The following is a 12,875-nucleotide window of genomic DNA, read 5'->3' as shown; positions in this document are numbered from 1 at the left end:
CCTCTCCTTACGGTAACAGGCTCTTGACGTCGATTGGCTTAGCTTCGTTTTCCGCTTCGCCTTTATCTTTGCCGTCGATTGCCATACCCGCCATCCGGTAGAAGTTATATTCCGGGTATTTGCCCGGACCGGAAATCAGCAGATCCTCTTTTTCGTACACCAGATCCTGACGTTTGTATTCGCCCAGCTCAAAGTCCGGGGTCAACTGAATCGCCGTGGTCGGGCACGCTTCTTCGCACAGGCCGCAGAAAATGCAGCGTGAGAAGTTGATGCGGAAGAACTCCGGATACCAGCGGCCGTCTTTAGTCTCTGCTTTCTGCAGAGAAATACAGCCAACCGGGCAGGCTACCGCACACAGGTTACAGGCTACGCAGCGCTCTTCGCCGTCCGGATCGCGCGTCAGCACGATGCGGCCGCGATAGCGCGGCGGCAGATATACCGGCTCTTCCGGATACATCTGAGTTTCACGTTTGGCGAAGGCGTGCATCCCGATCATGCAAATACTGCGGACCTGGGTGCCGAACCCTACCAATAATTCTTTTAAGGTCATGTTCAATTCACCCCTTATTGCGCCTGCCAGAGAATGACAGCCGCCGTTACCAACAAGTTGACCAGCGTTAACGGCAGGCATACCTTCCAGCCAAAGGACATTACCTGGTCATAACGCGGACGCGGCAATGATGCGCGGATCAAAATGAACATCATCATGAAGAACGCGGTTTTCAGCGCGAACCAGATGAACGGAGGTAACCACGGGCCATTCCAGCCGCCGAAAAACAGCGTGACGATCAGCGCTGAGACGGTGACGATACCGATGTATTCACCAACGAAGAACAGACCGAACTTCATACCGGAATATTCAATGTGGTAACCATCGGCCAGTTCCTGCTCCGCTTCCGGCTGGTCGAACGGGTGACGGTGACACACCGCCACGCCGGCGATGGCGAAAGTCACGAAGCCGAAGAACTGCGGGATGACGTTCCACAGATGCGCCTGGTTGTTGACGATATCGGTCATGTTGAATGACCCCGCCTGCGCGACCACGCCCATCAGGGACAGACCAAGGAAGACTTCGTAGCTCAGGGTCTGCGCGGAAGCACGCATCGCCCCCAGCAGCGAGTATTTGTTGTTGCTCGACCAACCGGCGAACAGGACCGCGTAAACCGCCAGACCCGCCATCATCAGGAAGAACAGAATGCCGATGTTCAGGTCGGCGACCACCCACGACGGGCTGACCGGCACAATAGCAAAAGCCAGCAGCAGCGAAGTAAAGGCGATAACCGGCGCCAGAGTAAAGATCACGCGATCGGAGAAGCGCGGGATCCAGTCCTCTTTAAAGAACATTTTGATCATGTCGGCGACGAGCTGCAGTGAGCCGCCCCAGCCCACACGGTTAGGTCCGTAGCGGTTCTGGAACAAGCCGAGCAAACGACGCTCGCCGAAGCTCATGAACGCGCCGCAGGTGACAACCACCAGCAGAATGACCACGGCTTTCAGGATGCTTAACAGAATGTCGATAAGATCCGGCGTTAACCAGCTCATACTTTCGCCTCCTGCAGTGAATCAATACGCGCTCCGGTCAATACCGGCGCAATGCCCGGCATGCCCATCGGTAAGCCAACCTGTCCTGCGGTCAGACCTTCAGAGATAATCAGCGGCAGACGCAACGTCTGGCCTTCCACGCTGAAGGACACCATCACGCCAGCGTTGACACCAAGCTTTGCGGCATCCGCCGGGTTCAGCTTGATGTATGGCTCTGGCATCCGGCTCTGGAACACCGGAGAGCGTTGAGACAGTTCATCGCTGCCGAACAGATGGTAGTACGGCGCAATACGCCATTTACCCTCTTCCGCCTGGAAGCCGGCCGGAACCGTCGTGAAGTACTCCAGCCCGCTGGCGGATGCTTCAATCAGACGCACGCCCGGATCGCCGTGGCGCAGGTTACCGCCCACTTCATCCTGGAATTTGTTCCATGCCTGCGGGGAGTTCCAGCCCGGCGCCCATGCGAACGGGATTTGCGAACGCGGTGCGGACGGCTGGTTGTTCCCTTCCATCGAGAAGGCGAACATGGTGTCTTTATCCTGCGGCTGACGCGGTTCGTGCACGCTGATATTAGCGCGCATCGCCGTGCGGCCGCTGTAGCGGTGCGGTTCACGCGCCAGCTTCTGGCCGCGAATGCGGAACGTCGCATCCGGCGCTGCATCTTTAATGCCTGCCAGCTGCGGCAGTACGGCAACTGCGGCATCAATCACGTGGTCCAGCTGCGTCCAGTCAACCTGACGGTTATTGACGGTGCTGTGCAGTGAATGCAGCCAGCGCCAGCTTTCCAGCATGACGGTTTGCGCATCGTAGTAAACCGGGTCGTAGACCTGGAAGAAACGCTGGGCGCGGCCCTCGTTGTTAACCACGGTGCCGTCGCTTTCAGCAAAGCTTGCCGCAGAGAGCACCAGGTGCGCTTTTTCCATAATCGCCGTACGCTGATGGTCAACGACCATCACCAGCGGCGCTTTCGCCAGCGCAGCATCGACGCGCGCGGCGGAAGCATGGCGATGCAGGTCATTTTCCAGCACGATCACCGCATCTGCGGCGCCGCTTTCCAGCTCGTCCAGCGCCTCTTCAAGAGAGCCGCCGCCAATCATGCCAAGACCGACGCTGTTCACCGCGCGGGCGACCATCGTCACGCCAACATCGGCGCCGCGGTCTTTCAGTGCTTTCGCGACGTTCGCGGCAGCCTGGATAATTTCCATGCTGCCGGCGTTGGTGCCGGAGATAATCAGCGGTTTCTTCGCCCCGGCCAGCGCCTGGACGATCACTTCCACTTTCCCCTGCAAGTCGCGGCTCAGGCCATCAACCGCCGGCGCGCGCTCATCCAGCGCATGCGCGATGGCAAAGCCCAGACGCGCCTGATCTTCTACCGGCGCGCGATAAGTCCACGCGGCGATATCATCAAGGCGAGTATCATCAATGTTGGTCACAAATAACGGGTGCTTCGCGCGCTGTCCAATGTTAAGGATCGCCGCGATCTGCCAGTCGGCCACTTTCTGCGCCGCCGCCATTTCACGCGCTTTACCTTTCACCGCCTGGCGTACCGCCAGCGCAACGCGTGCGCCGGTCTGAGTAATATCTTCACCCAGCACCAGTACCGCATCGTAGGATTCAATATCGCGCAACGTCGGGGTAGTAATTCCGCCTTCACGCAGCACTTTCAGCACCATCTGCAGACGCGCTTGTTCACCTTTAGCGATACCGGTATAGAAGTTATCGGCACCGACCAGTTCACGCAGCGCAAAGTTGCTTTCAATGCTGGCGCGCGGAGAACCAATGCCGATCGCTTTCTTCGACTGACGCAGAATATCCGCCGCGCCCTGCATCGCCTGCTCGGCGTTGAGGGTGATCAGATCGTCGCCACGGCGCTGAACCGGCTGACGCGGACGGTCTTTCAGGTTCACGTAGCCATAGCCGAAACGACCGCGGTCGCACAGGAAGTAGCGGTTAACGGTACCGTTGTAACGGTTTTCGATACGACGCAGCTCGCCATAACGTTCGCCCGGGCTGATGTTACAACCGATGGAACACTGCTGGCAGATGCTCGGCGCAAACTGCATGTCCCATTTACGGTTATAACGCTCGGAGTGCGTTTTATCGGTAAAAACGCCGGTTGGGCAAACTTCTACCAGGTTGCCGGAGAACTCGCTTTCCAGCGTGCCATCTTCCGGGCGGCCAAAGTAGACGTTGTCATGCGCGCCATAGACGCCCAGATCGGTACCGTCAGCGTAATCTTTGTAGTAGCGAACACAGCGGTAGCAGGCGATGCAGCGGTTCATTTCGTGAGAGATGAACGGCCCCAGGTCCTGGTTACGGTGGGTACGCTTGGTAAAGCGATAGCGACGGAAGCTATGGCCGGTCATCACCGTCATATCCTGCAGGTGGCAGTTACCGCCCTCTTCGCAGACCGGGCAGTCGTGCGGGTGGTTGGTCATCAACCACTCCACCACGCTTTCGCGGAACTGTTTCGCTTCGCCGTCGTCGATAGAAATAAAGGTGCCGTCGGATGCCGGAGTCATACAGGACATCACCAGGCGACCACGCGTGTCTTCCGCGTTCTGATATTGCTTCACCGCACACTGGCGGCAAGCACCGACGCTCCCTAGCGCCGGATGCCAGCAAAAGTACGGAATATCAAGACCAAGAGAGAGACATGCCTCTAGCAGGTTGTCCGCCCCGTTGACCTCATATTCTTTGCCGTCTACATGAATCGTAGCCATTAGCGTGCTTCCAAAAATAAAAAAACCTTTAGATTACCAGCGCGTCTTAAGCAGGTTCGGCTGAATCCCGTTGATTGCATGGGTATTGCTGAACTGCTGCTTAATGCCAGCCTCGAATTCTTCGCGGAAATACTTAATCGCGCTCTGCAGCGGTTCGACCGCGCCCGGCGCGTGCGCGCAGAAGGTTTTACCCGGCCCAAGGAATCGACACAGTTGCTCAAGTGTTTCGATATCGCCAGGTTGGCCTTCGCCACGCTCCAGGGCTCGCAGAATCTTCACGCTCCACGGCAGGCCGTCGCGGCAAGGCGTACACCAGCCGCAGGATTCGCGGGCAAAAAACTCTTCGAGGTTACGCACCAGCGGAACCATGCCGATCTCGTGGTCGACGGCCATCGCCAACGCGGTGCCCAAACGGCTGCCCGCTTTACCGATACTTTCAAACTCCATCGGTAGATCGAGGTGCGACTCGGTCAGGAAGTCGGTACCGGCGCCGCCCGGCTGCCAGGCTTTGAACTTCAGGCCATCACGCATACCGCCAGCGTAGTCTTCAAGGATCTCGCGCGCGGTGGTGCCGAACGGCAGCTCCCAAACACCCGGGTTCTTCACGCGGCCGGAGAAGCCCATCAGCTTGGTGCCAGCATCTTTGCTGGTCGAAATGTTCTGGTACCACTCCACGCCGTTGGCGAGAATGGCGGGCACGTTGCACAGGGTTTCAACGTTGTTGACGCAAGTCGGTTTGCCCCACACGCCGGAACTCGCCGGGAACGGCGGCTTGGAGCGCGGGTTAGCGCGGCGGCCTTCCAGCGAGTTGATCAGCGCCGTTTCTTCACCGCAGATATAGCGCCCTGCCCCGGTGTGCACGAACAACTCGAAGTCAAAGCCAGTGCCGAGGATATTTTTCCCCAACAGACCCGCTTCGGTGGCTTCGGCAATCGCACGGCGCAGATGTTGTGCCGCTTCGATATATTCGCCGCGCAGGAAGATGTAACCGCGGTAGGCTTTCAGCGCAAACGCGGAAATCAGCATGCCTTCCACCAGCAGGTGCGGCAGTTGCTCCATCAGCAGACGGTCTTTATAAGTGCCCGGCTCCATTTCATCGGCATTACACAGCAGGTAACGGATGTTCATGGATTCGTCTTTCGGCATCAGACTCCACTTCAGACCGGTGGAGAAGCCCGCGCCGCCGCGCCCTTTCAGGCCAGCGTCTTTTACCGCATTGACGATTTCATCCGGCGCCATGCCGCCCAGGGCCTTGCGCGCCCCTTCATAACCGTTTTTGCTGCGATACTCGTCCAGCCACACCGGCTGCTTGTCGTCGCGCAGACGCCAGGTTAAGGGATGCGTTTCGGCAGTACGAATAATGGTTTTCATTTATACCGCTCCAGGAGGTCAGGAATCGCTTCCGGCGTCAGATAACTGTGAGTATCGTCATCAATCATCATGGTCGGCCCCTTGTCGCAGTTGCCGAGGCAACAGGTCGGCAGCAGCGTGAAGCGGCCATCAAAGGTGGTTTGACCCGGTTTGATGTCCAGCTTTTTCTCAATCGCCGACTGGATCCCCTGGAAGCCGGTGATGTGGCACACCACGCTGTCGCAGTAGCGGATCACGTGACGTCCAACCGGCTGGCGGAAGATCTGGCTGTAGAATGTCGCCACGCCTTCTACGTCGCTTGCCGGGATACCCAGCACATCGGCGATCGCGTAGATCGCGCCATCCGGCACCCAGCCGCGCTGCTTCTGAACAATTTTCAGCGCTTCGATCGACGCCGCTCGCGGGTCTTCGTAGTGATGCTTCTCGTGCTCGATGGCTTCACGCTCTGCCGCACTCAGCTCAAAAGCCTCGGTTTGTGGTTGTTGATTCTCGTGCATAATTAGCGGTCCACGTCTGACATAACAAAATCGATACTACCCAGATAAACGATAAGATCGGATACCAGGCTGCCGCGAATCGCCGCCGGGATCTGCTGCAAGTGCGCATAGCTCGGGGTGCGGATACGGGTACGATAGCTCATGGTGCTGCCGTCGCTGGTCAGGTAGTAACTGTTAATCCCCTTCGTCGCTTCAACCATCTGGAAGGATTCGTTGGCCGGCATGACCGGGCCCCAGGAAACCTGCAGGAAGTGCGTAATCAGGGTCTCGATGTGCTGCAGCGTGCGCTCTTTCGGCGGTGGCGTCGTCAGTGGGTGATCCGCTTTGAACGGGCCTTCCGGCATGTTGTCGAGGCACTGCTGGAGAATGCGCAGGCTCTGGCGCAGCTCTTCCACTTTCAGCATCACGCGGGTGTAGCAGTCAGAAACGCCGCCGCCGGTCGGGATTTCGAAGTCGAAGTTTTCGTAGCCAGAGTATGGACGCCATTTACGTACGTCGAAGCCGATACCGGTTGCGCGCAGGCCAGCACCGGTGGTACCCCACTCCAGCGCTTCTTTTGCGGTATAGGCGGCAACGCCTTTTGAACGGCCAATCAGAATGGTGTTGCGCAGCGCGGCTTTCTCGTAGGAATCCAGACGCTTCGGCATCCACTCAAGGAATTCACGCAACAGGCGATCCCAGCCGCGCGGCAGGTCGTGGGCGACGCCACCGATGCGGAACCACGCCGGGTGCATACGGAAACCGGTGATCGCTTCAACCAGATCGTAGATTTTCTGACGGTCGGTAAAGGCGAAGAAGACCGGGGTCATCGCGCCGACGTCCTGAATAAAGGTCGAGATATACAACAGGTGGCTGTTGATGCGGAACAGTTCGGACAGCATCACGCGGATCACGTTCACGCGATCCGGCACGGTGATCCCGGCCAGTTTTTCCACGGCCAGCACGTACGGCATCTCGTTGACGCAGCCGCCGAGATATTCAATACGGTCGGTATACGGGATATAGCTGTGCCAGGACTGGCGTTCGCCCATTTTCTCGGCGCCGCGGTGGTGATAGCCGATATCCGGCACACAGTCGACGATCTCTTCGCCGTCCAGCTGCAGAATAATGCGGAATGCGCCGTGTGCCGACGGGTGGTTCGGGCCGAGGTTGAGGAACATGAAATCCTCGTTTTCGGTACCGCGCTTCATGCCCCACTCTTCCGGTTTGAAGGTCAGCGCTTCCATTTCCAGATCCTGTTTGGCTTTAGTTAACTCAAACGGATCGAATTCGGTGGCGCGCGCCGGATAGTCTTTACGCAGCGGGTGACCTTCCCAGGTCGGCGGCATCATGATACGACGCAGATTCGGGTGACCATCGAAGGTTACGCCAAACATTTCCCAGGTTTCACGCTCATACCAGTTGGCGTTCGGGAACAGTTTGGTGAAGGTCGGCAGATGCAAATCGTTTTCAGACAACGCCACCTTGAGCATGATGTCGCGGTTGCGGTCTACTGAGATCAGATGGTAGAAAACGGAAAAATCCGCGGCTGGCAAGCCATCGCGGTGTGTACGTAAACGTTCGTCCATGCCGTGCAGGTCAAACAGCATGACGTAAGGTTTCGGCAATCTCTTCAGGAAATCACCGACCTCAAGCAGCTGTTCGCGCTTGACCCAAACCACCGGAACACCGGTGCGGGTTGGCTGAATGGTAAAGGCATCCGGCCCAAAACGGTTGCGCAGTTCGCCGATCACCGGGTCATCAAGGTGATCGCGGGTTTGCCAAGCTGGTGCGGCGTCATGCGCGGTTAAATCAGTCATATTGTTCACCATTGCAAAAGGTCCGTGGTGACTGCCGGGCGGGGCTTCGCTGCTTTTGTAGATTGATGTGCGAAGTCTGGTTCCCGCCCGCAGGCGCAAGTTAAATCTCGTCCGGAGTCCGCAGATTGGTCACCGCAATTCGTTCGCCGCGTTTACGCTCGCGCTCGGACTGCATGTTGGCGCGATAGACGCCCTGATCGCCAACCACCCACGAGAGAGGGCGGCGCTCTTTACCAATGGATTCCTGCAGCAGCATCAGCGCCTGCATATAAGCTTCCGGACGCGGCGGACAGCCCGGGATGTAAACATCAACCGGAATAAACTTGTCCACGCCCTGGACGACGGAATAGATATCGTACATCCCACCGGAGTTGGCGCATGCGCCCATAGAGATAACCCACTTCGGCTCCAGCATCTGATCGTACAGACGCTGAATGACCGGGGCCATTTTGGTAAAGCAGGTACCGGCAACCACCATCAGGTCCGCCTGACGCGGGGAGGCACGCAGTACTTCTGCGCCAAAACGCGCAACGTCATGCACCGCAGTGAATGACGTCACCATTTCTACATAGCAGCAAGACAGGCCGAAGTTGTAAGGCCAAATCGAGTTCTTACGGCCCCAGTTCACCATGTCATGCAGCGCGTGTTCGAGTTTCCCCATATACACGCTTTTATTGACTTCTTGCTCCAGGGGGTCAGTTACGATCTCCTGTTTTTGCAGGGGGTAACGGTCGTTCTCACCGTTAGGATCTATGCGGGTGAGCGTATAATCCATCTTATTGCCTCGCTTTTACTGCATATGACGGTTAGTGGGACTGTCTGTTTCCGAGTTAACCAGCGTGCGACGGGAGCGCGCAGGCGTCCAGTCCAGTGCGCCGATACGAACGAGGTAAACCAGACCAGCCAGTAGCACTAAAATGAAAATTGCGGCTTCCACAAAGCCAACCCACCCGCTTTCGCGGATTGATGTTGACCATGCGTAGAGATACAGGGCTTCCACGTCAAAGATAACGAAAAACATGGCGACCAGATAAAACTTCGCAGAAAGACGTAAGCGGGCCGAACCAACGGAGTCGATCCCCGATTCAAACGGCGTGTTTTTGCTACGCGCGCGCGCGCGACCGCCGAGGTACCAGCCGCCGACGAGCATCAGGCAGCACAGACCGATAGCGATAATGAGAAATATAGCGAATGCCCAATGATGAGCGATGACTTCAGTGGATGTTGACATACGCATTGCTTAACCAAAAAAGTGTAGCGCCAAAACTCTCTGCTCTTGATGGCAGATGAACGCCACAGCGTTTCACGGGAGGAATAAAAAAATAACCTTGCAAAAAAAGCGTCCCTGGTTGATGAGGAAGCCCAAATGCCGTGGCTTTTTACCCCTTTCTTTAACCTTTTGTCAACTTTAACAAAAGTTTTAACTACATTAATTTACACTAGAATCTTTTCATTAACATTAAATGCCCTTTATCGCGTAATAACCTTGCATATCATTTGGATTTAGTGTTGTTGAATCGTGTCCGTTTTAGCAGTAAATCAGTTTCGCCATTCTATTTTGACAGGATTTGGCCGCGATTCCTCCCCCCAAGTAGGGGTATTTTCTTGATCTGTGACACGCTTTTGTTAATTACATCCAGAAAACGGCAACAATCTATCCGGTTTTTTAACATTAGCAGGAACTATTGAAACTGCAGGCAAAAACAGAGAGTCAATGCGGGGTTTCGAACTAACCCATTGATTAAATAAAAGATAAATTATAAAACTGCTTAAAATCTTTGTAAAATATAAAGAAAAAGAGCCACTGACCTCATTTTGGCGATCGGCGGCTCTTTTTTACACTTACATTTTGTTACCGGTTTTTTGTGACCGGGATAGGATAATTTGCCCTTATGAGATGAGGGAATTGTCTCCCCCTTCAGGGGTAAATAGCGATTCCGTGTTCCACGGGTTATGGTCCTGACTCAGCGACTGGAAAATCGCCTGCGCCAGTTCATTTTCACGCCGCGGGTTGCAGCTCAATACATAATGGGTGTCTGGTAACCCCGGCAGACCATCGCTCTTGCCCGGCACGCGTAGTTCCGGACTCATCATTTCCACCGGACGCGCGGTGACGCCAAGCCCGGCTTTCACCGCAGCCTTCACCCCGGCTAGCGAGCTCGCTGCATGGGCTAAATGCCACGGAACTTGAGCGGTATTCAGCGCTGAAATAATATCTTCGCGGAACGGCCCGGACGCTTCCAGCAACACCAGCGGGATGGATTCCCCCTGCGCCAGCACGTAATCTGCCGCGCAGTACCACAGCGTCGGAGAGGTACGCAGCGTCAGCACGTCAAATTCACCTGTCTGATGCGTGGTTAACGCCAGATCGATCTCGCCGTTGCTCAACTTCTCAACGATATCGATGTAATTCAGGACCTTAATTTCCAACGTCAGCTTAGGATAAAAGCTGCCGATGCGGTTGAGCAGATACGGCAGAATGGTATCAGCCGTTTCATCCGCAGCGCCAATCGTCAGCGTCCCCTGCAGGCTGCCAAACATCAGCGACATACAGGCTTCATCATTAAAGCGCAGAATTTTCCGCGCATAGCTGAGCAGTTGGATCCCCTGCTCGGTCAGTAATTTATTGCGCCCATGACGGGCAAAAAGCTCTTTGCCAACCAGTTGTTCCAGACGCTGCATCTGCTGGCTGACGGCCGACTGTGTGCGACACACCGCGGCAGCAGCGGCGGCAAAGGTACTCAGATCAGCGACGGCGACGAAGGTTCGCAGCAGATCGAGATCGAGATTTAGTATCGGACGATTTGCATTTATCATATTTCTTCACTTACAGGCGCTGATGCTGACCTGCCTTGTTGATGCTGTATCCAGGTTTCCGGCTATTCCATGAGCCTAGTGCCGTCCGGGCAAATGCCACAGATGGCAACTGGAGGAACGTCATTGCATGTGAAAGCACTCGTTCGCGTCAAATGAGCGAAAAATTTGAGTAATATTTTGTTCGTAGTTCTACGCATTTTTAATTACTGCGACTTACGTTATGTGATGAATCTCAAACAAAGTCTGCAATAACAATAATACTTACGCCCGGAAGCCCGACACGCGTACCATTGCTTGCTGAAAGACAAACAAAAAAGCCTGCAATAACAATATATTAATAAAAATCACGCCGTTAAACAGAGGTTTACACGTCGATATTAACCTACTTATCCTAACCGAAAACCACAATATTTATAAGCGCTAATCAGTATTATCTAAGGTAATTTTAAACAATTTTGCAGCACTTTAATTAAATTAACAAAACCAGGAATATTCCTTGCAATAGAATATACCTAATTCATTAATTGGCAGATTTTATTAAAAATAATTAACATAGTTGCTACAGTTAGTCCTGCCTGCTTCTTTCCACTAGCATAGTGTCTTTTGCAGGTTAAAAAACAAGCACAACGCTTTTTCCTTCAGCAACAAACCAGATAAACGTCCATACAATGACGCAGTACACGCAACATAAGACCAAATGAAAACCAATATCAGGCATATTATATAAATAATAACGTCATTCCACAGCCAAATTGATTACTCTAAAAAAATGGTATTGGCAAAATCTTCTTCTGTTAACCCTTCAAAACAGCGGGGATGCGGAGTACATTGTTCCATGCTGACTTCCACGGCAGGGAGTGGCGATAACAGCTAAAAGGTCAAAGGTTCATGTCCCCCATCGAAAAATCCAGCAAGTTAGAAAACGTCTGTTACGACATCCGCGGTCCGGTTCTGAAAGAGGCGAAACGCCTTGAAGAAGAAGGTAATAAAGTCCTGAAGCTGAATATCGGCAACCCGGCGCCGTTCGGCTTTGATGCGCCTGACGAAATCCTCGTCGACGTTATCCGCAATCTGCCAACCGCTCAGGGCTACTGCGACTCAAAAGGTCTCTATTCCGCGCGTAAAGCGATTATGCAGCACTACCAGGCACGCGGGATGCGCGATGTTACCGTGGAAGACATTTATATCGGTAACGGCGTATCCGAACTGATCGTCCAGGCCATGCAGGCACTGCTCAACAGCGGCGACGAAATGCTGGTACCGGCGCCGGATTATCCGCTGTGGACCGCTGCGGTCTCTCTTTCCAGCGGGAAAGCGGTACACTATCTGTGCGATGAATCCTCCGACTGGTTCCCGGATCTCGACGATATTCGCGCTAAAATTACCCCACGAACCCGTGGGATCGTCATCATTAACCCGAACAACCCGACGGGTGCGGTCTATTCCAAAGAACTGCTGCAGGAGATCGTTGAGATCGCCCGCCAGCACAACCTGATTATTTTCGCCGACGAGATCTACGACAAGATCCTCTACGACGACGCCGAGCACCACTCCATTGCCGCACTGGCGCCGGATATGTTGACGGTGACCTTTAACGGCCTGTCGAAGACCTACCGCGTCGCCGGTTTCCGCCAGGGCTGGATGGTGTTGAACGGGCCGAAAAAGCACGCTAAGGGCTATATCGAAGGACTGGAAATGCTAGCTTCGATGCGCCTGTGCGCCAACGTTCCAGCGCAGCATGCTATCCAGACGGCCCTTGGCGGCTACCAGAGCATTAGCGAATTTATCGTTCCCGGCGGGCGTTTGTACGAGCAACGCAACCGCGCCTGGGAGTTAATCAACGAAATCCCGGGCGTTTCCTGCATGAAGCCGAAAGGCGCGCTGTATATGTTCCCGAAAATCGACGCTAAACGCTTTAATATTCACGACGACCAGAAAATGGTGCTCGATTTCCTACTGCAGGAGAAAGTGCTGCTGGTTCAGGGTACTGCGTTCAACTGGCCATGGCCGGATCACGTACGTATCGTCACCCTGCCGCGTGAAGATGATCTGGAGATGGCAATTTCCCGCTTCGGCCGCTTCCTCTCCGGCTATCGTCAGCTTTAATCGCGCCGCCGCCGGTATTT

At 54.9% G+C, this 12,875-nt stretch carries 10 protein-coding genes; 1 reads left to right on the top strand and 9 read right to left on the bottom strand.

Annotated elements, in window-relative coordinates; translation table 11 throughout:
- Positions 1-7 precede the first annotated feature (7 nt).
- The 9 genes from nuoI to PYR66_07075 form a co-directional block, all read right to left on the bottom strand.
- Complete coding sequence (gene nuoI, locus PYR66_07115; protein WEF29473.1) at positions 8-550, bottom strand: NADH-quinone oxidoreductase subunit NuoI; 543 nt, start codon at positions 548-550, stop codon at positions 8-10.
- Between the two features lie 14 nt (positions 551-564).
- Positions 565-1,542 carry an NADH-quinone oxidoreductase subunit NuoH gene (gene nuoH, locus PYR66_07110; protein WEF29472.1) on the bottom strand — a complete coding sequence of 326 codons (978 nt, stop codon included), beginning with the start codon at positions 1,540-1,542 and terminating at the stop codon, positions 565-567.
- Positions 1,539-4,265 (bottom strand): NADH-quinone oxidoreductase subunit NuoG, encoded by a 2,727-nt coding sequence (gene nuoG / locus PYR66_07105; GenBank protein ID WEF29471.1) that lies wholly within the window; start codon positions 4,263-4,265, stop codon positions 1,539-1,541. Before nuoG ends, nuoH begins: the two co-directional genes overlap by 4 nt.
- A gap of 33 nt (positions 4,266-4,298) precedes the next feature.
- Entirely contained in the window at positions 4,299-5,636 is a 1,338-nt protein-coding gene (gene nuoF, locus PYR66_07100; GenBank protein WEF29470.1) for an NADH-quinone oxidoreductase subunit NuoF, read from the bottom strand.
- The gene (gene nuoE, locus PYR66_07095; protein ID WEF29469.1) at positions 5,633-6,133 is read right to left on the bottom strand and encodes an NADH-quinone oxidoreductase subunit NuoE; all 501 of its coding nucleotides are present in this window, start codon (positions 6,131-6,133) and stop codon (positions 5,633-5,635) included. The genes nuoF and nuoE overlap by 4 nt, the downstream gene beginning before the upstream one ends.
- A gap of 2 nt (positions 6,134-6,135) precedes the next feature.
- The gene (gene nuoC / locus PYR66_07090; protein ID WEF29468.1) at positions 6,136-7,944 is read right to left on the bottom strand and encodes an NADH-quinone oxidoreductase subunit C/D; all 1,809 of its coding nucleotides are present in this window, start codon (positions 7,942-7,944) and stop codon (positions 6,136-6,138) included.
- Between the two features lie 88 nt (positions 7,945-8,032).
- Positions 8,033-8,707: an NADH-quinone oxidoreductase subunit NuoB gene (gene nuoB / locus PYR66_07085; GenBank protein ID WEF29467.1), complete on the bottom strand. Its 675-nt coding sequence runs from the start codon at positions 8,705-8,707 to the stop codon at positions 8,033-8,035.
- Positions 8,708-8,722: 15 nt separating this feature from the next.
- Entirely contained in the window at positions 8,723-9,169 is a 447-nt protein-coding gene (gene nuoA / locus PYR66_07080) for an NADH-quinone oxidoreductase subunit NuoA (protein WEF29466.1), read from the bottom strand.
- 653 nt (positions 9,170-9,822) lie between these two features.
- Positions 9,823-10,749: a LysR family transcriptional regulator gene (locus PYR66_07075; protein ID WEF29465.1), complete on the bottom strand. Its 927-nt coding sequence runs from the start codon at positions 10,747-10,749 to the stop codon at positions 9,823-9,825.
- Positions 10,750-11,637: 888 nt separating this feature from the next.
- Between PYR66_07075 and alaA the strand changes: the two genes are divergently transcribed.
- Entirely contained in the window at positions 11,638-12,855 is a 1,218-nt protein-coding gene (gene alaA / locus PYR66_07070; GenBank protein WEF29464.1) for an alanine transaminase AlaA, read from the top strand.
- Positions 12,856-12,875: the final 20 nt, after the last annotated feature.

It is taken from the genome of Klebsiella aerogenes, from assembly GCA_029027985.1.
Lineage (GTDB): Bacteria > Pseudomonadota > Gammaproteobacteria > Enterobacterales > Enterobacteriaceae > Klebsiella > Klebsiella aerogenes_A.
This window is presented reverse-complemented; position numbering and strand designations above follow the sequence as displayed.